Here is a 23,862-nt window from a genome sequence, read left to right on the forward strand (position 1 = left end):
AGCGGGTGTGGGTGCCGGCTTACTGGCCGGCAACAAGGGGCTGCCAGGGATGGGCAATGACTTGCGCCCCCGGGGTCAGGCGGTCGATCCCCTCGATCACCACCCGTTGTCCGGCGCTGAGCCCGGATACGATGCGGTACTGGCGCGCCACCAGCTCACCGGTTGTGACAGCTATTTGCTGTGCCTGCCCCTGGTCATCCACCACCCACACGCTGGTCTGGCCCGATGTACGCACCACCGCCTGCTGAGGCACGCTCAGGGCGTTGGCATAGTGAGCCCGGGGAATGCGCGCCTGCACGTAGAGGCCGGGCAACAGGCGCCGCTCCGGGTTGTCCACCAGCACCCGCAGCAGTACGTCACCGGTACCGGCATCCACCTCGATGCCGGAGAAGAGGATGTGCCCCTGCATGCCGAGCGGCTTGCCATTGCTGCCGAGGATCTCCACCGTCAGTTCAGGCGCCGTCGACCCTGCCTGCTGGCGCAGGGCTTCCAGTACCGAGGCAGGTTGGCGCACATCGACGTAGACCTGATCGATCTGCTGGATCCTGGCCATGGGGGTGGTATCGGTGGGTGACACCAGGGCTCCTTCGCTCACCAGCGCCTGATCGATGCGCCCGGCGATGGGAGCCTCCACGCTGGCAAATTGCAGGTTCAGCTGGTGCCGGGCCAGGGTCGCCCTGGCCTGAGCCACGTCGGCGGCAGCCTGATCCCGCTGGGAGACGGCGTCGTCATAGGTCTGGCGGCTGATGGCCTCGGTGCGCAGCAGCGGCACCAGGCGGTCAATCTGGATGCGGGCACGGGCCAGCACGGCCTCGGCCCGCTGCAATGCGGCGGCGGCGCTGTCGACATCCGCCTTGAAGGGGGCCGGGTTTATCTGGAACAACACGGTGCCTGCGCCGATTTCGGCGCCCTGCTCGAACAGGCGGCGCTGCACAATGCCGCTTATCTGGGCGCGAATTTCGGCGCTGCGCACCGCGGCCACCCGGGCGGGCAGATCCTCGCTGATGACCAGCTCCTGCCCTGCCAGCGTCATCACCGACACCTGAGGAAGGGCTGGCGCGTCTTGCGCTTGCGGCGCCCCATCGCAACCTGCCAACCCGAATACGGCAATGACGGCAAGCAGAGCGCCCGCATACCGCTGTCTGACAAACATCATACTCACCTCGTTAAACCGTCTCCCCGGCATGGTGTTGCCGCGAGAGCACATCGAGCGGGCATTATGGAGAGGGGCTATTGCGAATGATTCGAGGCTTTGTGGAGAATCCATGGAGGCGGTGATAAAGTTCAAACCCACCATTTTCGAGGCCGACCATGTCGTATCTTCCAGCCTCCGCCAGCCCGGCGGCCCAGTCACTGGTACTGATTGCAGAGGATGAAGCCGAGATCGCCGAGATCCTCGCCGCTTACCTGCAACGCCACGGATTGCGCACTTTGCATGCCGCCGATGGCCGCGTAGCCCTGGCCATGCACCAGACATGCAAACCCGATCTCCTGCTGCTGGATGTGCAGATGCCGCAGCTCGACGGCTGGCAGGTGCTCAGCGAGATCCGGGCCCGTGGCGACACGCCGGTGATCATGCTGACCGCCCTGGATCAGGACCTCGACAAGCTGATGGGGCTGCGCATGGGGGCGGATGACTATGTGGTCAAACCCTTCAATCCGGCTGAAGTGGTGGCCCGGGTACAGGCGGTGCTCAGACGCAGCCAGGCAGCAAAACAGGCCACGGCCCGGGTGTTGCGGGTCGGCCCCTTCCAGATCGATCTGGAGAGCCACGAGGCCAGCCTTTGCCGCGATGAGGGGCAACTGGTGCTGGATCTGACCCTGACCGAGTTCAAGTTGCTCGCCTCCCTGATGCGGGCGCCGAAACGGGTGTTCAGCCGCGCCGAACTGCTGACCAACTGCTTGCCCGAGGGGGATACCCAGGAGCGCACGGTGGACAGCCACATCAGCAAGCTGCGCAAGAAGCTGGAGGCACACGGCATCCAGGGGGTGCCCGCCAGTGTCTGGGGCGTAGGCTATCGCTTCGGGGGCGATGCATGACATCGGCCCCCGGCCTGCGCAGGCAGATCATCCGCTCCCTGGGGCTGATGGCGCTTGGCATCATCTCCCTCGCGGTGATCGGCACCTATGTGTTCTACGCCATTGCCGTGACCTATGTGCCTGGCAGCATCTCCGAGAGCTGGATACCCTCCAGGGTCGAGATGCTCTGGATAGGCTCGACCATTCTGATTGCATTGGGGATGGCGCTGTACGTGGCGGTTCGCCTCTCTCGGCGCATCCTGACCCCGCTCAATTCGGTGGCGAACAGCCTGCGCGAGGTGGCAGAGGGCAAACTCGATGCGCGCGTGCCGCTGGATGAACAGGCAATTGGGGAGACGGCGCAACTGGTGCGGGACTTCAACACCATGGCCGAACGGCTGCAGAGCATGACCCGCGAGCGGGAGTTCTGGAATGCCGCCATCGCCCACGAATTGCGCACCCCGGTGACCATCTTGCGCGGCCGCTTGCAGGGGCTGGCCGAAGGGGTATTTCCGCCAGAGCGTGCGCTCTTTGAAGGGCTGCTGCGTCAGGTGGAGGGATTGACCCACCTGATCGAAGACTTGCGGGTGCTCAGTCTCAACGACAGCGGCCACCTGGAGCTGCAACGGACAGAGGTCAGGCTGGCCGATGAGCTAAGTGTGGTGCTTGACGCCTTTGCCACCCCCCTGGCCGCGAGCGGTTTCACGCTGAAGCGGGAGCTCGATGCCGAACTCCTTGTTTGTTGCGATGCACTTCGCATCCGTCAGGCTCTGATGGCGCTGCTGGAGAATGCCCAGAAGCATGGGGTGCCGGGCCTGCTGACCGTGCGCCTGCATCGCTCGGGCGCCCAGTGCATCCTGAGCGTGGAAGACGAGGGGCCCGGCATCAGCAAGGAGGTCGCCGCCCATATCTTCGAGGCATTTCGCCGGGGGGATCCGTCACGTTCGCGCAAGAGCGGCGGCAGCGGGCTCGGACTGGCCGTGGTCAAGGCCATTGTCGAGGCCCACGGTGGCAGTGTGGTTTGCCAACCCGCTAAAAGTGGAGGAACAATGTTCCTTCTCTCATGGCCTATATCGTTCAATTCTCAGTTGTCCTGAAATATACCTTGTTGTTTAAATAGTCAATTTTGTCCCATTGGACTAGGTTTTCGTCATATCCCATAGCTTAATGAGTGTACTAATGGGTTAAAGCATAATTGTCCACGGGCTGGGGCAGGATGGCCCTACATTTTGGCTCCACATAGCAACTTGAGCGTTTGGGCTCTGGCCTAGTTATCGCTAAGCAAGTCGACCAATATGGTTTGTGGTGTCTGGTGGGTTATTGCTCGATGTGGTGTTGTGGTTGCTGGCCGATGGCAGCGGTTATCTGCCGAGGGATCAAAGTCTTGTAATCACGCAAGTCATGCATGGTTGGGCTTCCCAACACCCTAGATGTGAGGAACTACATGACGTTGTGGGGATGATTGTCTACAGCGATTGCTTGAGACGGATGATGTCTCGTTGATAGCTACGGCGGTGGCTATGCCAAATCACCCGCTCGGTAGCAGCCTCCAGTAGCGCAGTGGTCATGGTGCGGGGAAGAACCAGATTTGCGCCATCCCATTTATCCAGGTCCAGCACGCCGGAACGCACCAGACTGGCCAACTGCGTATCAAACTCTTGGGTCAGCTTCAGCGCAATGAACTCCTCGATATGGGCTCGGAGCACGGTAATAGCAGCCTCTGGCGCCATTGGTGATGCATTGGGCGTTGTCATGGTCATGTATGGCAGCTCCAATGCGGCTTGTCATTGGTACCATGGTTGACGTAGGCCCCGACCATTACCCGTTGCCACTCGCCAACCGGCTAACCCGCTGCATTACAGACACAGCGAAAGCGGGCGAAGTTAATCTCTCGCGGCAGATGTTCACGCATATCCCGTGGACTGACAAAGAGCGTGGTCTTGTGCAGCACCGGGTTGGGGGCTATCAGTGGCCCGCCAATTCGTCGCCTCTCCACATCGTGGGCATAGGCAAATCCCGGCATTATCAACTGTTGACAGATGAGCTTGGAGAGAGCTGGATGGGTACACATGGCTTCCGCTACGGCGGCCTGGCTAAAGCTATCGTTGAACTCAATCATTGGTGTTTGAACGGTAGGCCGCTGCCAGCAGCGCAAACTGTTCGACCAGGTGACTGATGCTGATGCCCAGTTCATCACTTACCCCATCACCCAGACGGTGATGCAGGTGTGCCATGTCTTCAGAGATACGTTGGGCTATCTGGGCGGTTGAGCTCGATAGTGAGCTTGTCAGCGTTAGGGTGATGGCGAGATTCATCGCATCTCTCCCCAAGGAACTTGGTCCCACAGTGGCAGTCGGGTCAGCACGTCTTGCGCCAACGCTTGCTGAAACTGCTGTATTACCTTGACCAAACGAGGTGCCTGCTCAGGGCTCCCTCTCCATTCGCTCGACTGGTACAGCTTAGCGCGGCTTGCTTCTCATCTTCTCATCGTTGCCAAGATTCTGGCTTTGTACTCGAGTCATGTCAGCTGGCTGAAATAGACAAAGGTGGATCAATCCAGCGGAGTTTGCGTTCGCCACTGCTCAGCCCTGTGTGCTGGTTTGCTCACTCTCCCTCACCAGCTCGAGGAAGGCGCGCATGGCGGGGGTGATGCTGTGCTGGCGGGTGATGAAGGCGGTGTGGCCGATGTCGCGTTGCGGCGCCAGCGGCAGGCAGACCAGATCCGAGAGCTTGCTGGCGGATCGGGCGAGGCCGGCACTGACGATGGCCCAGCCCAGCCGGTGGCGCACGGCGCTCACCAGGTGAAACAGGGAGTCGGTTTCCAGCACCACGTCAAGCCGGATGCCGGCCCGCTCGGCGGCGCGGTCCAGATACTTGCGAAACTGCATGGTGCGGCTGGGCAGTACCAGCGGCCGCTGCTGCAGTGCCGTCAGGGTCAGCTTATCGCCGGGGAGGCGCTGATCCGCCTCGTCGCGGTTCATCAGCACCGCCATCTGGTTGTGCCCCTGGGGATAGAGGTGGAAGGTCTGTCTGGCGGCACCGATGAGCGGTTCGTCAAATCCCAGTCCGATGTCGCACTGGTGCAGCTCCAGCTGTGACAGCAGGGCTTCGTTGCTGAGCACCGAGAGACGAATGACGATGTCGGGGTAGCGCTGCTTGCAGCGGGCGATGAGCGGCATGATGTCGACATTGGACTGGGGCACTATGCCGATGCGCAGGGTGCCGGATAGTTCGCCATGAAACAGCGCCAGCTCCTGCTTGAGCGCCTCCTGCTCCAGCAGCATCCGCTCGGCATACTGGCGCACCAGCTCGCCCGCTTCGGTGAGGGCGACGAACTGGCTGGTACGTACCACCAGATCGGTGCCGAGGTTCTTCTCCAGCGCCGTGATGCTGGCCGAGAGGGTCGGCTGGGTGATGTGGCAGGCCTTGGCCGCTCTGGCAAAATGCTGATGTTTGGCCAGTTCGTGGAAATAGTGCAACTGCTTGATGTTCATCGTCATACGGGAGGCGAGGGGAGGATGGATTTAAAAATTAATCAATTGAAAAAACGTCGTCAATAGAATGACTCTATTACCATATAGATTTATTTCATTGGTTTTGCGTCTGCCGCCTCTCTAAACTTGAATGCAGTTTGCATTTTTAGGCCAACCTGCATGCCTGCCTACACGCCCGTCGACATCCCCGTAAATTTGCCTGTCTCGCCCGCACTGGATCATCTGGTGGAGGAGGTCGCCGTCGCCATCAACATCAATGGCATCAACCATGCGGTGATGATGGCGACCCCGGACGATCTCGATGACTTTGCCGTCGGCTTTCTGTTTGGCGAGGGGATCATCCGGCACAACCACGAGGTCCACGACATCCAGATTGGGCAGGCCGAGCAGGGGATGGTGTTGGACATCACCATCGCCAACCGCTCCCAGGCCGCTCTGGCCCAGCACAAGCGCCGGCTGACCGGGGCGACCGGTTGCGGCATCTGCGGCGTGGCGGCGGTGGAGCAGGCGCTGCCCGCACTGCCGGTGTTGCCACTGACGCCGCCGCTGGATGGGGCCTTGCTGGCGGGGCTGCGTGCGCAGATCGCCCAGTGGCAGCTCAAGGGTCAGCAGCATGGCGCCCTGCATGCGGCGCTGGCGCTGGATGCCGAGGGGCGGATCCTCCATTGCCGGGAAGATATCGGGCGCCACAATGCCCTCGACAAGCTGATTGGCCTGCTGCTGCGCGGGCACAGTGCGTGCGACACTTTGGTGGTGACCAGCCGCTGCGGCAGCGAGCTGGTGCAAAAAGCCGCCCGTTTCGGTGCCCGTCATCTCATCTGCCTGGCATCGCCCAGCCAGCTGGCGGTCAGGCTGGCCCTCAAATACAACCTCAACGTCGTTCATATTCCCAAGTTTGATGCCCCGGTCAGCTACTCCAGCTATCGCCCGGCGGATCCCATCGGAGAGTGCCATGAGTCATATTGAAAAGCCCGCCAAAGCCGGCGGTTTTTCGTCCCTGCAATCCACCATGAAACAGGTGCTGCGCAGCCAGAAGACCCGTCAGAACATCAAGAACCTGCTGCGGGTCAACCAGACCGACGGCTTCGACTGCCCGGGCTGCGCCTGGGGTGACAACGACCACGGCACCTTCCAGTTCTGTGAGAACGGCGCCAAGGCGGTGGCCTGGGAATCCACCGGCAAGACGGTGGGGGCCGAGTTTTTCGCGGCCCATTCGGTGCGCCAGCTGGCCACCCAGAGCGACTACTGGCTCGAGTATCAGGGGCGGTTGACCGAGCCGATGCGCTACAACCCGGCGACCGATCACTACGAGTCGATAAGCTGGGATGATGCCTTTGCCCTGATTGCCGACACCCTCAAGGGGCTTGCCAGCCCGGACGAGGTGGAGTTCTACACCTCGGGGCGTGCCAGCAACGAAGCTTCTTATCTTTATCAGCTGTTTGGCCGCCTGTTTGGTACCAACAACTTCCCCGACTGCTCCAACATGTGCCATGAGGCGAGCGGGGTAGCGCTGATCCAGTCGGTCGGCATCGGCAAGGGGACTGTGGTGCTGGATGACTTCGACCAGGCCGATGCGGTGTTCGTCTATGGCCAGAATCCGGGTACCAACCACCCGCGCATGATGAATGCCCTGCGCCAGGCGGCACGTGGCGGCTGCAAGATCGTCAGCTTCAACAACTTGAAAGAGGTGGCGCTGGAGCGCTTCGCCAGCCCGCAGAGCCCGCTGGAGCTGCTGACCTCGGCGGCCACCACCATCAGCCACCAATACCTGACGCCGAAACTGGGTGGCGACATGGCCGCCATCCGCGGCATGGCCAAGTACATCCTGGAAGAGGCGCCAGAGGCGGTGGATCGCGACTTCATCGCTCGCCATACCCGCCACTTTGCCGAGTACGAGGTGCAGGTGCGTGCCACCGACTGGGGGGCGATCGAGCAGCAATCCGGCCTGAGTCGCGCCGACATCGTGCAGGCCGCCCGGGTCTTTGCCGCCAGCCAGCGCATCATCAGTTGCTGGGCCATGGGGGTGACCCAGCATCTGCACTCGGTCGATACCATTCGCGAAATCGTCAACCTGCACCTGATGCGCGGCCAGATTGGCAAGCCGGGGGCGGGGCTCTGTCCGGTACGGGGCCACAGCAACGTGCAGGGCAACCGCACCATGGGGATCAACGAAAAGCCGACCGCTGCCTTTATCGAGCGGCTCGAGCGTCACCTGCAGGTGAGCCTGCCGCGGGCCGCAGGTCACAACGTTTACGAGGCGCTCAAGGCGCTGCATGAGGGCAAGAGCAAGGTACTCATCTGCCTGGGTGGCAACCTGGCGGCAGCGGCGCCCGACACCGACTTCACCTACGGGGCGATGAAAAAGGCCGAGCTCAACGTGCAGATCAGCACCAAGCTCAACCGCAGCCATCTGCTGGTGGGCAAGGCGGCGCTGATCCTGCCCTGCCTCGGTCGCACCGAGCTCGATATCCAGCGCACGGGCAACCAGAAGATCACGGTGGAGGACACCTTCAGCATGGTGCACGCCTCGACCGGCGCGGCCGAGCCAGTGTCGCCCCTCTGCCTCTCCGAGACCGACATAGTGGCGCGGATGGCTCATGCCACCGTGGGCGGCGAGCGGGTCGACTGGCTGGCCCTGCGCGATGATTATGCTCGTATCCGTGATCTTATCGAACAGACCATCGCCGGTTTTGCCGATTTCAATGCCCGCATCCAGCAGCCGTGCGGTTTTCATCTCGATAACTCCGCCGCCAAGCTGGTGTGGAACACCGCCAGCGGCCAGGCCGAGTTTCGTGCCAGCACCTTGCCGCACTCTGTGTTGCCGGAGTGTACCCGTCATGCCGAGCAGATGAGCGATCAGCCGGTGTTGCTGCTGCAGAGCCTGCGCTCCCACGATCAGTACAACACCACCATCTATGGCATGGATGATCGCTATCGTGGCATCAAGGGCCAGCGCAACGTGGTGTTCATGAACGAGGCGGATGCCCGCCAGCTTGGCTTTGCCGAAGGGGACAGGGTTGACATGGCGGCCATCTGCAACGACGGGCGCGAGCGCAGCGTGACCGGTTTTGTGGTGGTGATCTACGAGATCCCGCGCGGCAACATCGCGGCCTACTATCCGGAGACCAACCCGCTGGTCCCCATTGACAGCATTGGGGCGGGCTCGTTCACCCCGACCTCCAAGTCCATCCCGGTGCTGGTGACCGCCTCCAATCGGCAGGACAATCTGTTGCTGCTATGAGCCGAGAGGTTTGCAGGCTAGCCGGTTCAAGCCGGCCTGCCCCAGGCAGCAGAACCCGGACATCCTATAAACAACAACGCCGCATAAGCTATGCGGCGTTGTTGTTTTTCAGCTCTGGTGCCGGTAACAGGAGTCGAACCCGCGACCTTCGCATTACGAATGCGCTGCTCTACCAACTGAGCTATACCGGCGTGCCACTAGATTCCTGAAAACCCGGGGGCAAGTCAATGAGCTGCACTCGGTTTTATGAGTGAGCTCATGGAGTTACGGTCAAGGTCAGAGGTCGGTGAACTCCGGAATATGGGCACGGCCGCGGCTTTCGAGAAAATCGAGCAGGGCGCGGGGGGAGCGCGCCAGGATCCGCTCTTCGGGGAAGCCGGCCTCGGTCACCAGCCGGTGGCAGTGCTCGAAATCCCCGAGGCTGAAGGCCACGTGGGAGTCGGAGCCGAAGGTGAGGTAGGCCCCCATGTCCCGCGCCGCCTCGACGATGGCGCGGCAGTTGCCTTCACTGCCCGGGCGGGAGTGGCTGAAGGAGGAGTTGTTGAGCTCCAGCGCTACCCGATACTCTGCCGCCGCCTTGACCACCGCCTGGATATCGATGGGGAAGGCGGGATTGCCGGGGTGGCTTATCATGTCGACCCGGCCGCTCTTAATGGCGTTGATCATGGCCTGGGTGTGGGTGGCCTGGTCGCAGGGGGGGAACACCGGTTCGTGAAAGCCCGCCATGATCATGTCGAGCCGCGACTCGTAGCGCTCGGGGAAGTCGATCTCGCCATCGATGTTCTTGATGTTGGCTTCGATGCCGCGCAGGATGCCGACCCCGTCGACCACCCGTGGCAATACGTGCAGGTTGACGAAGTGCCAGAAGTGGGGGGCATCCGCCATATCGGGGCCATGATCCGTGGTGGCGAACAGCTTGATCCCCTTTGCCTTCGCGATGGGCAGGTAGTCGTGAATGGTGCTGTAGGCGTGGGTGCTGGCGACGGTGTGGGTGTGGGTATCGACCGTGTACTTCATCTTATCTTCCCCTCTGGCGTGAGGGGCCAGCATAGCAAAGGCGGCGGGTCGAGACCATGTGGTGGCTTGTCATACTTTGTCACAAATTGAGGGCAGGTTGACAAAGTTTGAACACGCTTGGCAGCCATGATGGGTGTATCGATGAAAGCCTGAACTCGCATCGATGGGTTGGATCAGGATGGTGCAACCTCATTTCCCCGCCGTCGCGCCCTGCGACGGTTTTTTTTGCCCGTTTGCCAGCGTGCTGGATAGCAGCAGGGTAAAAGCAGGGTAAAAAAATGCCCAACTAGCATGGAGCAGGTTGGGCGAGACTTAATGTTTAATTGCAGTGGCATAGATATAGAGTCCGATTCGTCCGTGAAGTTCCCGCCTTGTTCCCCATTTTCACGAAAAACATTTCACTAACACCTGTTCACATTCTCTTGACACAAAAGGTTGTGAAACGTACTTTTTAAACATTCGTTTAAGTGAGGTGTCCTGTGAGTAAAATCGATACCAAAAACCGCATTCTCGATGCCGCCGAGGTGTTGTTTGCCGAACGGGGGTTCGCCGATACCTCTTTGCGTCTGATCACCAGTGAGGCCGATGTCAACCTGGCCTCGGTGAACTATCACTTCGGCTCCAAGAAGGAGCTGATCCAGGCGGTGCTCGATCGCTATCTGAGCCTGTTCATGCCCGAGCTGGATGCACGCCTGCATACCCTGATGGCGCAAGAGCAGCTGACCCTGCTGCAAGTGTTCGAGAGTTTCGTCGACCCGCTGATGAAGCTGGTGGCGGTGCGCACCAACGGTCCGGCCATCTTCATGCAGCTGCTGGGACGTGGCTACATCGACAGCCAGGGTCACCTGCGCCGCTTCATCACCGCCCATTACGGCCCCATTTTGCAGCGGATCACCCAGGCCATCTCCAAGGCCAACCCGGAGTTGTCGCCGGCGGATCTGTTCTGGCGGCTGCACTTCACCCTGGGTACCGTCGTGTTCACCATGGCTTCGGCCGATGCGCTGCGCGACATTGCCCAGGCCGATTTCGGCCAGCAGCTCGATGTGGAGGGGCTGGTACGCAACGTCATTCCTTATCTGGCGTCCGGTGTCGGGGCGCCCGTGGAGTCGACCAGGCTCTCCCTGGCCGTGTAACAACCAACAATAAATCAACGGAAACAGTGAAATAGAAGGAACTTGAGTATGATCACATTGCTTATCCTGCTGGTGCTGGCGATAGCCGTCGTGCTCGGCGTGCCCTCCATCCGTAAAAAGGTGGTCACCCGCCCGGTGTTCGGCATCTTCAAGAAGATACTGCCGCCCTTGTCTGCCACCGAGCGGGAGGCCATGGAAGCCGGCTCCGTTTGGTGGGATGGGGAGCTGTTTCGCGGCAACCCCGACTGGAAAAAACTGCACGGCTACGGCAAGGCCGAACTGACCGCAGAGGAGCAGGCCTTCATCGACAACCAGGTCGAAACCCTGCTCGCCATGGTCGACGACTTCAAGATCGTCAACGAAACCAAGGATCTTCCGGAGCCGGTGTGGGACTATCTGAAGAAGGAAGGCTTCTTCTCCCTGATCATCCCGAAATCCTACGGCGGCCGTGAATTCTCCGCGATCGCCAACTCCACCATCGTCACCCGCATTGCCACCAAGAGCCTGAGCGTGGCGGTTACCGTCATGGTGCCGAACTCCCTCGGCCCGGGCGAGTTGCTGATGCACTACGGCACCCAGGCCCAGAAGGACTTCTGGCTGCCGGGGCTGGCTAACGGCAAGGAAGTGCCCTGTTTCGCCCTGACCGGGCCGGAAGCGGGCTCCGACGCTGGCGCCATTCCGGACAAGGGGATCGTCTGCAAGGGGATGCACAAGGGTGAAGAGGTGCTGGGTATTCGCCTCAACTGGAACAAGCGCTACATCACCCTGGCGCCGCGCGCTACAGTGCTGGGGCTGGCGTTCAAACTCTATGACCCGGAAAAACTGCTGGGTGACAAGGAAGAGCTCGGTATCACCTGCGCACTCATCCCCACTAGCCACCCGGGCGTGCGCGTCGGCGATCGCCACTACCCCATGGGGCTGGCGTTCCTGAACGGCCCGACCTTCGGCAAGGACGTGTTCATTCCGCTCGACTGGATCATCGGTGGCCCGGATTACGCCGGTCGCGGCTGGCGCATGCTGGTGGAATGCCTCTCCGCCGGGCGCGGCATCTCGCTGCCTGCCCTTGGCACCGCTTGCGGTCACATGGCGAGCCGCACCGTGGGGGCCTACTCCTACGTGCGCAAGCAGTTCGGCATGTCCATCGGCAAGTTTGAAGGGGTGCAGGAAGCGCTGGCTCGCATCGGCGGCCTCACCTATCAGCTGGAAGGGGCCCGTCGCATGACTGCAGGTTCCCTGGACTTGGGTCAGGCACCGGCCATCGTCACCGCGATTTCCAAGTACCACATGACCGAGATGGCGCGCCAGATCATGGATGACTCCATGGACATCCACGCCGGCCGTGCCATCCAGCTGGGCCCGAAAAACTACACCGGCTACGCCTACATGGGCATTCCGGTGGCGATCACGGTGGAAGGGGCCAACATCCTGACCCGCAACCTGATGATCTTCGGGCAGGGGGCCACCCGCTGCCACCCGTACGTGTTTGCCGAGCTGGAAGCGGCGGCCGACACCGACGTGGAGCGCGGCCTCGAGAAGTTTGACGCCCTGCTGATGAAGCACATCGCCTTTGGCGCCGGCAACTTCTTCGGTTCCCTGTTCCAGGGGCTGACCCTGGGCCAGTTCAACAGTGCCCCGGTGGCCGGTGAAACCGCCCGCTACTACAAGCAGCTCTCTCGCATGAGTAAGGGGCTGGCCCTGTGCGCCGACGTCTCCATGCTGATGCTGGGTGGCGATCTCAAGCGCAAGGAGATGATCTCCGCCCGTCTGGGTGACGTGCTGAGTCACCTCTACCTGGCCTCTGCCACCCTCAAGCACTACGAGGATCAGGGCCGCATGGTCTCCGATCTGCCGTTCGTGCAGTACGCGGTGGAGCGCAACCTCTACCTGATTGGCAAGGCGTTCGAGGGCTTCTTCCAGAACTTCCCGAACAAGGTGGTGGGCGCCGTGCTCAAGCGGGTGGTGTTCCCGTTCGGCGTGGGTTACAAGATGCCGGCCGACGATCGCTGCCATGCCATCTGCCTGGCCATGATGAAGCCGGGCGAGTTCCGCGACCGTCTGACCGCGCTCTGCTATGTGGGCAAGGACGAGGCGGACCCGGTCGGCCTGATGGAGCGCGCTTTCCAGGCCATGGTCGCAGTGCAGCCCTACGAGAAGAAACTGGTGCAGGCCCAGAAAGAGGGCAAGCTGCCCCGCAAACTGGCGTTGCCGGAGCTGGTTGCTGCTGCCCTGTCCCAATCCATCCTGAGCAAGGACGAGGCGGACAAGCTGCTGGCCGCCGATGCCCTGCGCTACGAAGCCATTCAGGTAGACAACTTCGCCCCGGGCGAGCTGGAGGGGTTATCCCAGCAAAATCCGGTGGTGCACGCCGCCTGAGAGTGCACTCGCTCCTGAATCTGAAACCGGCCGATATGGCCGGTTTTTTTGTTTGTTAACCATGCATTTACAACCTCGATTAATTCCAGTTTAATGCAATGGCCCCCCACCCTTGGGGCAGGAAGCAAGGCCAGCGGAATGGCCGACAACAACAAACTCAGGAAGAGTGAATGAACCTCGCCAAAACGGCGATCGAACGTCCCATCTGGGTGGCGGTCTCGATCGTGCTGATTTTTCTGCTGGGCCTGCTTAGCATCCGGGGGCTGCCGATCCAGCTGTTTCCCGACATCGATCGCCCGCACCTCAACATCTCGGTGGACTGGCGCTCGGCCTCACCCCAGGAGATGGAGTCGGAGATAACCGACCCCATCGAGCAGGAGATGCAGGGGGTGCAGGGGCTCAAGAATCTCACCAGCAACAGCTTCCCCGGCTTCACCGAGATCGATCTGGAGTTTGCCCTCGGCACCGACATGCAGCGGGCCCAGCTTGACGTCATCTCCCGCCTGAACCGGGTCTCCGGCCTGCCGGACAAGATTGGCGGTCCCTACGTCAACAACTACAGCAGCAACGACACCCTCACCTTCTTCTTCATCCAGCAGCTGCCCGGCGCCAAGGGGCCGATCGACGATCACCAGGCGTTGATCGAGGCGCGGATAAAACCCGAGCTGGAGCGCATTCCCGGGGTGTCGACGGTCGACATCCAGGGGATCAACGAGCGCCAGATCCAGATCCGCTTCGACCCCTACCGCGCCGCCGAGCTGGGGGTGGAGATCCCGGTGCTGGCCAGCCGGGCCAGCACCGGTTGGGATGTCTCCGCCGGCACCCTCGACATCGGCCGCTGGGAGTACAAGCTGCGCTTTGCCGGCCGCTACGACGTGGCGACCCTGGGAGACAAGGTGGTGGACTGGCGCGACGGCCTGCCCATCTATCTGCGGGACGTGGCGGAGATCCAGCTGGCCCGGGAGGAGAACCCGGTGCTGCGCATCCAGAACGGCAACACCGCCATCGCGGCGCAGATCTTCAAGGAGAGTGGGGCCAACGCCCTGGCGGCGCTGGAGGCGATCAAGCTCAAGGTGGGCGAGCTCAACCGCGAGGTGCTGGAGCCGGTCGGTCTGCACATGGAGCAGTCGTTCGACGCCTCCCTCTACATCAACCGGGCGGTGAGCATGGTGACCGCCAACCTGGGGCTCGGCGTGCTGCTCTCCTGCGCCATCCTCTGGGTCTTTCTGCGCCGGCTCAAGGCGACCCTGATGATCGCGATCGCCATCCCCATCAGCATCATGCTCACCTTCTGTCTGCTCAAGGTGCTGGGACGCACCCTCAACGTCATCTCGCTGGCGGGCATCGCCTTTGCGGTCGGCATGGTGCTCGATGCCGCCATCGTGGTGCTGGAGAGCATCTATCGGCGCCACGAGCGAGGGGATCTCAGCAAGGGGGAGGCGGCGCTGGAAGGTGCCAGCCGGGTGTGGACCGCCCTGGTGGCCTCCACCCTGACCACGGTCGCCATCTTCCTGCCGGTGCTGCTGCTCAATGACGTGGAGGGGCAGCTGTTTGCAGACCTTGCGCTCACCATCGCCTGCGCGGTGACCGTCTCCATGCTGGTGGCGGTGACCGTGCTGCCGGCGGTGGCGGCGCGCTGGATGGGGCGCGAGCGGCTGACTGACCCCTATGAGAGGCTGTGGCAGGGCACCACCCGCCACGTGATCCGCTGGACTGCGACGCCCCGCCGGCGCTGGACCGTCATCACCCTGATGATGAGCCTGCCGGCGCTGGCCACCTGGGCCCTGCTGCCGAAGATGGACTACCTGCCGGACGTGAAGCGCGACGCGGTGGATGTCTGGATGAACTTCACCCCGGGCTTCAACCTCAAGGCCCAGCGCGAGGAGGTGATCGACACGCTCATCGCCAGGCTGGATCCCTATATGAAGGGGGAGCAGGAGCCGGCCCTCAAGAACTACTACATATTGCGCTACCCGGGAGGCGCCCAGATCGGGGTACGGCCGAAAGAGGAGGACCAGATCAAGGTGCTGGAGCAGCTGTTGATGAAGCAGTTGCTGGTGGGCATCCCCGACACCCAGGTGTTTGGCGGTCAGGGGTCGCTGTTCGGCGGCTTTGACAGCGAGAACGGTATCTCCCTGTTGCTGCAGGGAGGTGATCTGGTCGAGCTCTATCGGGCGGCGCGGGCCGCCATGGCCATCGTCAAGCAGGATCTGCCGGGGGCCCAGGTCAGGCCGCAGCCGGATCTCGATTTCACCGCCCCCGAGCTGCGGCTGGTGCCGCAAGACAGGCGCCTCGCCGAGGTGGGTTGGGATCGTACCCCCATGCCCGCCATCATCCAGACCTTCGGCGACGGGTTGCGGGTTGGCGAGTATTTCGACGGGGAGGAGCGGCTCGACATCATGCTGATGGGACAGACCTCGGCCAACCCGGACGAGCTCAAGGCGGTGCCGCTGGCGACCCCGTCCGGGCGCATCGTGCCGCTCGGCGAGCTGCTGCGGGTGGAGCACGACATGGGTCCGGCCAGCATCTTTCGGGCCGACGGCCGGCGCAGCATCAGCCTGCAGATCTCGCCCCCGGCGGGGATGAGCATGGAGCAGGTGCTCGATACCCTGCAGAGCAAAAGCTTTGCCGCCATCCGGCCACTGCTGCCCGCCGGTGGCGAGCTGCGGGTCTCCGGCAATGCCGACAGCCTGCAGCAGGCGCTGGGCAACCTGGGGGCCATCTTCCTGTTTGCGGTGATGATCCTGCTGATCCTGTTGTGGGGGGTCTTTGCCTCCCTCAAGGATGCGGTGCTGGTGTTGCTCACCCTGCCGCTTGCCACCGTCGGCGGTGTGTTGGCGCTCTACCTGAGCGGCCTGCTGGTGCCGCTGCCGATGGATCTGCTGACAATCATCGGTTTCGTCATCCTGCTGGGGCTGGTGGTCAACAACGCCATCCTGCTGGTGCACCAGACCCGCACGGCGGAGCGGGAGGGGATGAGCCGCCAGCAGGCGGTGGCCGATGCCCTGCAAAGCCGGATGCGACCCATCGCCATGACCAGCCTCACCAGCATCTTCGGCATGCTGCCGCTGATGCTGAGCCCGAGCGAGGGCAGCGAAATCTACCGGGGGCTGGCCACCGTCATCGTTGGCGGCATGAGTTGCAGCACCCTGTTTACCCTGGTCCTGCTGCCCGCCTTCCTGCGGCTGGGTGAGCGGGTCGACGTGCCGCAGGCCATTCGGCAGCGGGCCTGAGCAAGGAGCTCATCGATGACACACGGTTTTACAAGGATGGTTGTGGGCGCGGCGCTGCTGGCGGGGGGCGTGTTCCCCGCGCTGGCACAGGGCAAGATGGTGACCCTGGCGGACGTGACCCGGGGGGAGGCGGCGGCCAGCATCTGGGTCAGCGGCACGGTGGCGAGCCGCCAGCAGGCCGCGCTCAGCGCCGAGGTGAGCGGCCGGGTGGAGTGGATCGCCGAGTTCGGCAGCCGGGTCAGCAAGGGGGATGAGCTGCTGCGCCTCGACAGCGCGGCGCTGCGGCTCTCGCTGGAGCAGGCCCAGGCCGAGCAGGCCAAGTGGGAGAGCAACGTGCGCTTCGCCCGCGCCGAGTTTGGCCGGCTGGCGACCCTGCATCGCCAGAAGAGCGCCTCCCAGAGCCAGTACGACAAGGCGCGCTACGACGTGGAGCAGGCTGAACTGGCCGAGCGGCTGGCGCGGGTGCAGGTGCGCCAGATTGAGGAGCAGCTGCGCAGAAGCCACATCTTCGCGCCGTTCGACGGGGTGGTGAACAACCACTTCATCCAGCCGGGGGAACATGTGGATGCCGGCGAGCAGGCGCTGGAGCTGGTCAACCCCGATCAGCCCGACATCCGCCTGCAGGCCCCCATCGTCTGGGCCGGCCAGCTGGCGCCCCAGACCCGGCTGCGGGTGGAAGGGGATCAGCTCAGCGGCCACGGGGTCTATTACCAGCGGGCGGCCAGCGCCGATCCCAAGTCGCGCCTCATCGAACTGCGCCTCAAGCCGGAGGGGGGGCGCTTCATCATCGGCTCGCCGGTGCGGGTGGCGCTGCCACTGGCGGAGCAGCAGACCATGCTGCTGCCGCGCGATGCTCTGGTGCTCAACACCGAGGGGAGCGTGGTCTATCAGGTGGAGCAGCACGGCGAAGAGCTCAAGGTGAACCGGGTGCCGGTGACCGTGCTGTTCGGCGACAGCCGGCAGGTGGCAGTGAGCGGGGCGCTCAAGCAGGGGGACAGGGTGGTGGTGCGCGGCGCCGGCAGCCTGCAGGATGGCGACAAGGTGGAGCTGTTTCGCGGCTGATACTGTTTGGTCTCCATGAAAAACGGCTCCCGCGGGAGCCGTTTTTGTTGCAGGCAGGAGGGGCGATTACTCGACCATCATCACCTTGCAGGTGTTGGTACTGCCGACGGTTTCCATCTTGTCGCCGTGGGTGAGCAACACCATGTCGCCGCTTTGCAGCAGCCCCTTGGCCTTGAGCACGTCCAGCGCATCGCGGCACACTTCGTAGACCGGCTTGGTCTCGTCGCCGTCAAACAGCACAGGGGTCACGCCGCGGTAGAGGTTGGTCCAGGCCAGGGTCTTGTTGTGCGGCGACAGGGCGAAGATCGGCAGGCCGGAGCTGATACGGGACATCAGCAGCGGGGTGGTGCCCGACTCGGTCAGCGCCACGATTGCCTTGACCCCTTCCAGGTGGTTGGCCGCATACATGGTGGACATGGCAACCGCCTCTTCCACCGAGGTGAAGGTGTAGCTCATGCGGTGGTTGGAGACGTTCAGGCTCGGATGCTTCTCGGCGCCCACGCAGACGCTGGCCATGGAGGTCACTGTCTCGATGGGGAACTGGCCGGCGGCGGTCTCGGCGGAGAGCATCACCGCATCGGTCCCGTCCAGCACGGCGTTGGCCACGTCCATCACTTCGGCACGGGTCGGCAGCGGCGCGTTGATCATCGACTCCATCATCTGGGTCGCGGTGATGACCACCCGGTTCAGGCGGCGGGAGTGGCGAATGAGCTTCTTCTGCACGCCGACCAGCTCGGGATCGCCGATTTCGACGCCAAGGTCACCACGGGCCACCATGACGGCATCGGAGCCGAGGATGATGTCTTCCATCGCCTCGTCGGTGGCGACGGTTTCGGCGCGCTCGACCTTGGCCACGATCTTGGCGTTGGAGCCGGCTTCGCGGGCCAGCTCGCGGGCGTAGCGCAGGTCATCGCCGCAACGGGGGAAGGAGACGGCCAGGTAGTCCACGTTCATGCGGGCGGCGGTCTTGATGTCTTCCTTGTCCTTCTCGGTCAGGGCCGGGGCGGAGAGGCCGCCACCCTTCTTGTTGATGCCCTTGTTGTTGGAGAGCGGACCGGCCACGGTGACCGTGGTGTGGATGCGGGTGCCTTCGACCTGCTCCACTTTCAGTTGCACGCGGCCGTCGTCCAGCAGCAGGGTGTCGCCGGGCACCACGTCATTGGGCAGGCTCTTGTAGTCGATGCCGACCTGCTCCTGGCAGCCTTCACCCTTGCCGAGGGCGGCGTCGAGGATGAACTTGTCACCGATGGCCAGATAGATCTTGCCGTCCTTGAAGGTGGAAACGCGGATCTTGGGGCCCTGCAGGTCGCCCATGATGGCGACGTGACGGCCCAGCTTGGCGGCGATGTCACGCACCTGGTTGGCGCGCAGGATGTGGTCTTCAGCAGTGCCGTGGGAGAAGTTCATCCGCACCATGTCGGCACCGGCACGGATGATCCCTTCGAGGATCCCTTCGCGATCGGTGGCCGGACCGAGTGTGGTTACAATCTTTGTACGTCTTGGCATGAAAGACTCCAGTTTTGAAGTTGATATGACTTGAGATACTGCCCCGTCAAGCGCATGACCCATTGCACCCGCTTGCAAGCCATCTGGGTGGCTTTTGTTACTAAATTACAATACTACACCAAGGAAGGTGGCAGAGACAGCCGGGGGCCGGGGCCCCCGTTGTTCACGAAGAGTGGGGTGTATCAAAGCGGGATTCGCGCAAACCTTCTTTGACTTTCTTCAGGTTTTCGCGAAATTTCATGCCGCGGCGCAGGGTGAAACCGGTCGCCAGCACGTCCACCAGGGCGAGTTGGGCGATGCGCGAAGCCATCGGCATATAGACGTCGGTGTCTTCCGGCACGTCCATGGAGAGCACCAGGTTGCACTCGCGCGCCAGCGGGGAGTCCTTGGCGGTCATGCCGATGACGGTGGCGTCGTTTTCACGGGCCAGCGCGGCAATCTCCACCAGCGCCTTGGTGCGGCCGGTGTGGGAGATGAGCACCACCACGTCCCCTTCGCTGCTGTTGATGCAGCTCATGCGCATCATGACGATGTCGTCGAAGCTCACCACCGGGATGTTGAAGCGGAAGAACTTGTTCTGGGCATCGCGGGCGACGGCGGAGGAGGCCCCAAGGCCGAAGAAGCTGATCTTCTTGGATTGGGTCAGGATGTCGACGCAGCGATTGATGGCCGAGATATCCAGGCTGTTCTTGGCGGCATCGAGGCAGGCCATGGTGGATTCGAAGATCTTGGCGGTATAGGTATCGGGCCCGTCTTCTGCCTCCACGTGGCGGTTCACATAGGGCGTGCCGTTGGCCAGGCTCTGGGCCAGATGCAGTTTGAAATCAGGAAAGCCCTTGGTATCGAGCCGGCGACAGAAACGGTTGACGGTCGGTTCACTGACGTCAGCCATCTTGGCGAGGGTGGCGATACTGGAGTGGATGGCCGTCTGTGGGGAGGCCAGGATGACCTCGGCTACTTTACGCTCTGATTTACTGAAACTTTCCAAATTATTAGTAATTTTATCAAGGGTATTCATCATCACCACCAGGCGTTTTTGTAATTTAGCTTCAGTGTCTTTGCACTAAATTCATGGCTAAGCAGGTTTCCAATCAACTTGATGACTATACAAGACAAGCTCTTATCGAAACTAATCTTGGCCCTGCAAAGTATGACTCATGTCTAATTATTTCGTTGTTTTGGTTACAAACTTCCAGTCATTCCGTGAAAGCGCTTACAAATGTTGCAAAGCAACAACACTGTGAGCGGGCGCACAGTTGCACCCATCAAACGCGCCGCAAGGGGAGGGGCTCGGGTAGAATTGGCACCAAATAATAAGTGCGGGACGGTAACGGCCGCCCCGACCCCAGTAACGAAGGAGTTGTTTTATGCAGCATACCCATGCGCTGGTCGGCGACGTAGGCGGCACCAATGCCCGGTTGGCCCTGTGCGAGCTGGCAACCGGCACCATTTCCCGGGCCAAGACCTATTCCGGGCTGGCCCATCCCACTCTCGAAGCCGTGGTTCGCCTCTATCTGGATGAGCACAAGGTGCAGGTGGGCGAAGCCTGCATTGCCATCGCCTGCCCCATCAACGGCGACTGGGTCGCCATGACCAACCACAGCTGGGAGTTCTCCATCAGCGAGATGCAGGCCAATCTGGGGCTGACCCGGCTGCAGGTGATCAACGATTTTACCGCCGTCTCCATGGCGGTGCCCGTGCTGGAGGAGAGCGATCGCATCCAGCTGGGTGGCGCGGCCCCTGTGGCCGGCAAGCCCATCGCCATCTACGGGGCCGGCACCGGCCTTGGCGTCGCCCACCTGGTGCAGGCGGGTGAGCAGTGGCTGAGCCTGCCGGGCGAAGGCGGTCACGTGGACTTTGCCGCCAACAGCGAAGAGGAGGATGCGGTGCTGCAGGTGATGCGCGCCGAGCTGGGCCATGTCTCGGCCGAGCGGCTGCTCTCCGGCCCTGGCCTCGTCAACATCTACCGCGGTCTGGTGAAGTCCGATGGCCGCGAGCCGCAGGCGTTCGAACCCAAGGACATCACCGAGCGCGCGCTGGCGGGCGAGTGCCTGGACTGCCGTCGCACCTTGAGCCTGTTCTGCGTGCTGATGGGCCGTTTTGCCGGCAACCTGGCGCTCAACATGGGCACCTTCGGCGGCGTCTACATCGCCGGTGGCATAGTGCCGCGCTTCCAGGAGTTCTTCATCGGCTCGGGCTTTCGGGTGGCCTTCGAGGACAAGGGGCGTTTCAAATCCTATCTCAAGGATATCCCGGTTTTCCTCATCACCCATGAAGGGCCGGGCCTGCTCGGTGCCGGTGCCTATCTGCGCCAGTCGCTGGGCATCAAGTTGTAAGCAACGACAGACAGGGCGGGTGACGCAATGGCCATGGTTCAGCCTTGATTCAGTGACCATGGCGTAGAGTGTCCCTACGTACTCAAGAAGAGAGGGCGCCATAAGGAATTGGGACTTCTCTTCATCCGCTGGGTGCGTTTGTCACCTGACAAGCCTGAACTGTTTCACCGGCCCTTGCGGCCGGTTTTTTTATGCCCGCCATTTACTGCCGGTTTGTTTTGCTGGCGATGGCGGCAGCCGGGTCTGTGTGAGGTGGCGGGGCCACAATGCAGTGCGCCTGCCGGCTGGCAGGCGCACTGGGTGGGCAGAGATGGTCTCAGGGCAGGTCGAGGGTGAAGCGGGCGCCGCCTAGCGGGGACTCGTCCACCATGATCTGGCCGCCGTAGCTGTGCACGATTTCGGTGACCACCGCCAGTCCGATCCCCTGACCGGGGGAGCTGTCGGCGCGCACCCCGCGCTGGAAGATCTGCTGCGACTTGCCCGGGTCGATGCCGGGGCCGTCGTCCTCGATCTCGATCCGCAGCCGGTCGAGCCGGCGGCTCACCGTCACCTTGATCTCGCTGATGGCGAACTTGAAGGCGTTGTCGAGCAGGTTGCCCATCAGCTCCATCAGGTCCCCCTGTTCGCCGGCGAAGAAGACGTCGTCGTCGAACTTGAAGCGGGTCTGCAGCTTCTTATGGCGATAGACCTTGGCGAGGCTGGCCAGCAGCTTCTCGATGAGGGGCACCGGCTCGGTCCCCTTGCTGGCGAGCCGCTTGCGGCCGGTGACGGCGCGGCGCAGCTGGTACTGGATGATCTGATCCATGGTCAGGATCTGCTCATTGATGTTGTCGTGAATGTCGCGCCCGAGCTTGACCTCCTGCGCCGTCATCTGGATCAGCGCCAGCCGGGTTTTCAGACTGTGGGCCAGGTCGTTGAGGGCATGCTGGTAGCGCTGGGTCTGCTGGCGCTCGTTCTCCAGCAGCTGGTTGACCGACTCGGTCAGCGGCGTCAGCTCCCGCTCATAGTCGTTGGAGAGCGCCTCCCGCTTGCCGGCCCGGATCTCGTCGATCTGGCGCGCCATGGTGCGCAGGGAGCCCAGGCTCCAGAAGCTGGTGAGCAGCAGCAGGGCGCCGAGCAGGGCGTAGGCGAGCAGGGCCTGGCGGATGCACTGGTAGAGGTAGTCGCGGGTCTGCAGCAGGTAGCGCTTGGCGGAATCGACCATCACCACGTAATAGGTGGTGGGGCCGTCACCGTGGTTGCGCAAGAAGCGCAGGCTGTAGATGAAGTAGCTCTCGCCGTTCTTGATGGTGAGGCGCTTGAAGAAGTAGTCCTGATCCAGCCCGCCCAGGTACTTCATCAGATCGTCGCAGATGGAGTCCTTGACCTGGATCACCTCCGGCATGTGCAGGCTGGACCAGCTCAGCTGGCCGTCGGCCCGGCAGATCAGGGTATCAAGGTTGGGGTCGATGGCATCCGGTGTGAGCCGGCCCAGATCCGTGCTGGCCTGGGCGTCTGGCATCTTGGAGGAGAACAGCTTGGAGAGGTTCTCCTGCATGCGGGTGCTGGCCTTCTGGGCCTGCTCATCGGTGTGGCCCAGATAGAGGATGTAGACCGAGAAGGACATGATGAGCGCGATGACCAGCATGGCGCTCAGCATCAGCTTGATGTGCAGCGAGCGGCGGATGAAGCGCATGGGGCGCGGCAGACGAAAGCCCATCAGCTGCACGACAGATTGAAGATGTAGCCCTGGCGGCGGATGGTGGAGATGGGCTGGATGAGCCCCTCCGGATCCAGCTTCTTGCGCAGCCGGCTCACCATCACCTCTATGGTGTTGGGGTCCCCCTCGCCATCGCCGTAGAGCTGATCCAGCAGCTGCTGCTTGGAGACCACCTGGCGGGCGTTGCGCATCAGGTATTCGAGGATCAGGTACTCAAAGCTGGTGAGCACCACCGGTGTTCCGGCGATGGTCAGCTCCTTGCGGGAGAGATCCAGCTCGTAGTCGCCAGCCTTGACCCTGGGAGAGATGAAGCCGGCGCTGCGGCGCACCAGGGCGTTGAGGCGGGCCAGCAGCTCGTCCTTCTGGAACGGCTTGACCAGGTAGTCGTCCGCCCCCGCTTCCAGCCCCTCCACCTTGTCCTGCCAGTTGCCACGCGCGGTCAATACGATGATGGGGAAGGGGATCTGCTGCTCGCGCAGCTGGCGGATGAGCTGCAGACCGTCCATGTCCGGCAGGCCCAGATCGATGATGGCCACGTCGATGGGGTAGTCGGCGGCGTAATGGAGCGCCACCTGGGCGCTCTCGGTGCTGTGCACCTGATTCTGGGCTTCGGTCAGCAGGGTGGTGAGGTGGTGATTGAGCAGCTTGTCGTCTTCGACCAACAAAATTTTCATAAGGTGCGCGATCATGGGGATCCAGGCTGTCAATTAGAGGGCTTATGACGGGGAGAGTCAATCCGGATCCTAACA

The 23,862-nt window shown here is 62.4% G+C and carries 18 protein-coding genes and 1 tRNA gene; 9 read left to right on the forward strand and 10 right to left on the reverse strand.

The window, feature by feature from the left end:
* Window positions 1-19 precede the first annotated feature (19 nt).
* Complete coding sequence (locus PG897_RS07110; protein WP_201880522.1) at window positions 20-1,156, reverse strand: efflux RND transporter periplasmic adaptor subunit; 1,137 nt, start codon at window positions 1,154-1,156, stop codon at window positions 20-22.
* A gap of 155 nt (window positions 1,157-1,311) precedes the next feature.
* On the opposite strand from PG897_RS07110, the gene PG897_RS07115 reads away from it, so the two are divergent.
* Together PG897_RS07115 and PG897_RS07120 are read left to right on the forward strand one after the other, a co-directional pair.
* A complete protein-coding gene (locus PG897_RS07115) occupies window positions 1,312-2,040 on the forward strand; it encodes a response regulator (RefSeq protein WP_043170890.1) in 729 nt (242 codons plus the stop codon).
* A complete protein-coding gene (locus tag PG897_RS07120; protein ID WP_043170891.1) occupies window positions 2,037-3,116 on the forward strand; it encodes an ATP-binding protein in 1,080 nt (359 codons plus the stop codon). The genes PG897_RS07115 and PG897_RS07120 overlap by 4 nt, the downstream gene beginning before the upstream one ends.
* Window positions 3,117-3,485: 369 nt before the next feature.
* Here the strand turns inward: PG897_RS07120 and PG897_RS07125 are convergent, their stop codons facing one another.
* From PG897_RS07125 to PG897_RS07135, 3 genes are all read right to left on the reverse strand, one after another.
* On the reverse strand, window positions 3,486-3,779 hold the full coding sequence (locus PG897_RS07125) for a hypothetical protein (protein ID WP_226009536.1): 294 nt from the start codon (window positions 3,777-3,779) through the stop codon (window positions 3,486-3,488).
* A gap of 351 nt (window positions 3,780-4,130) precedes the next feature.
* The gene (locus PG897_RS07130; RefSeq protein WP_043170893.1) at window positions 4,131-4,334 is read right to left on the reverse strand and encodes a hypothetical protein; all 204 of its coding nucleotides are present in this window, start codon (window positions 4,332-4,334) and stop codon (window positions 4,131-4,133) included.
* A 267-nt stretch (window positions 4,335-4,601) separates the two neighbouring features.
* Window positions 4,602-5,519: a LysR family transcriptional regulator gene (locus tag PG897_RS07135; protein ID WP_201882937.1), complete on the reverse strand. Its 918-nt coding sequence runs from the start codon at window positions 5,517-5,519 to the stop codon at window positions 4,602-4,604.
* Between the two features lie 153 nt (window positions 5,520-5,672).
* Between PG897_RS07135 and fdhD the strand changes: the two genes are divergently transcribed.
* Entirely contained in the window at window positions 5,673-6,479 is an 807-nt protein-coding gene (gene fdhD / locus PG897_RS07140; RefSeq protein ID WP_162518998.1) for a formate dehydrogenase accessory sulfurtransferase FdhD, read from the forward strand.
* On the forward strand, window positions 6,466-8,754 hold the full coding sequence (locus tag PG897_RS07145; RefSeq protein WP_201882939.1) for an FdhF/YdeP family oxidoreductase: 2,289 nt from the start codon (window positions 6,466-6,468) through the stop codon (window positions 8,752-8,754). The genes fdhD and PG897_RS07145 overlap by 14 nt, the downstream gene beginning before the upstream one ends.
* Window positions 8,755-8,869: 115 nt before the next feature.
* Here the strand turns inward: PG897_RS07145 and PG897_RS07150 are convergent.
* Both PG897_RS07150 and PG897_RS07155 read right to left on the reverse strand, forming a co-directional pair.
* Window positions 8,870-8,945, reverse strand: a tRNA-Thr gene (locus PG897_RS07150).
* Between the two features lie 85 nt (window positions 8,946-9,030).
* A complete protein-coding gene (locus PG897_RS07155; protein WP_094698106.1) occupies window positions 9,031-9,771 on the reverse strand; it encodes a phosphatase in 741 nt (246 codons plus the stop codon).
* 479 nt (window positions 9,772-10,250) lie between these two features.
* On the opposite strand from PG897_RS07155, the gene PG897_RS07160 reads away from it, so the two are divergent.
* The 4 genes from PG897_RS07160 to PG897_RS07175 all read left to right on the forward strand — a co-directional run bounded on the left by PG897_RS07160 (window position 10,251) and on the right by PG897_RS07175 (window position 17,572).
* Entirely contained in the window at window positions 10,251-10,904 is a 654-nt protein-coding gene (locus PG897_RS07160) for a TetR/AcrR family transcriptional regulator (protein WP_005298722.1), read from the forward strand.
* Window positions 10,905-10,952: 48 nt separating this feature from the next.
* Window positions 10,953-13,277: an acyl-CoA dehydrogenase gene (locus PG897_RS07165; protein ID WP_017781125.1), complete on the forward strand. Its 2,325-nt coding sequence runs from the start codon at window positions 10,953-10,955 to the stop codon at window positions 13,275-13,277.
* A gap of 170 nt (window positions 13,278-13,447) precedes the next feature.
* Complete coding sequence (locus PG897_RS07170) at window positions 13,448-16,510, forward strand: efflux RND transporter permease subunit (protein ID WP_017781126.1); 3,063 nt, start codon at window positions 13,448-13,450, stop codon at window positions 16,508-16,510.
* Between the two features lie 15 nt (window positions 16,511-16,525).
* Window positions 16,526-17,572 carry an efflux RND transporter periplasmic adaptor subunit gene (locus tag PG897_RS07175; RefSeq protein WP_017766576.1) on the forward strand — a complete coding sequence of 349 codons (1,047 nt, stop codon included), beginning with the start codon at window positions 16,526-16,528 and terminating at the stop codon, window positions 17,570-17,572.
* Window positions 17,573-17,638: 66 nt separating this feature from the next.
* Here PG897_RS07175 and pyk read toward each other — a convergent pair whose 3' ends face one another.
* Both pyk and PG897_RS07185 read right to left on the reverse strand, forming a co-directional pair.
* Window positions 17,639-19,078, reverse strand: a complete 1,440-nt coding sequence (gene pyk, locus PG897_RS07180) for a pyruvate kinase (RefSeq protein WP_201882920.1) — start codon at window positions 19,076-19,078, stop codon at window positions 17,639-17,641.
* A gap of 163 nt (window positions 19,079-19,241) precedes the next feature.
* On the reverse strand, window positions 19,242-20,096 hold the full coding sequence (locus PG897_RS07185) for a MurR/RpiR family transcriptional regulator (protein ID WP_005298732.1): 855 nt from the start codon (window positions 20,094-20,096) through the stop codon (window positions 19,242-19,244).
* Window positions 20,097-20,445: 349 nt separating this feature from the next.
* Here PG897_RS07185 and glk point away from each other — a divergent pair, with 349 nt between their 5' ends.
* Entirely contained in the window at window positions 20,446-21,414 is a 969-nt protein-coding gene (gene glk / locus PG897_RS07190; RefSeq protein WP_017780203.1) for a glucokinase, read from the forward strand.
* Window positions 21,415-21,730: 316 nt separating this feature from the next.
* Here the strand turns inward: glk and PG897_RS07195 are convergent, their stop codons facing one another.
* Window positions 21,731-23,113: an ATP-binding protein gene (locus tag PG897_RS07195; RefSeq protein ID WP_005298736.1), complete on the reverse strand. Its 1,383-nt coding sequence runs from the start codon at window positions 23,111-23,113 to the stop codon at window positions 21,731-21,733.
* Window positions 23,113-23,787: a response regulator transcription factor gene (locus PG897_RS07200; protein ID WP_010634645.1), complete on the reverse strand. Its 675-nt coding sequence runs from the start codon at window positions 23,785-23,787 to the stop codon at window positions 23,113-23,115. Before PG897_RS07200 ends, PG897_RS07195 begins: the two co-directional genes overlap by 1 nt.
* Window positions 23,788-23,862 lie beyond the last annotated feature (75 nt).

It is taken from the genome of Aeromonas sp. QDB20 (assembly GCF_027707805.1).
Taxonomy (GTDB): domain Bacteria; phylum Pseudomonadota; class Gammaproteobacteria; order Enterobacterales; family Aeromonadaceae; genus Aeromonas; species Aeromonas dhakensis.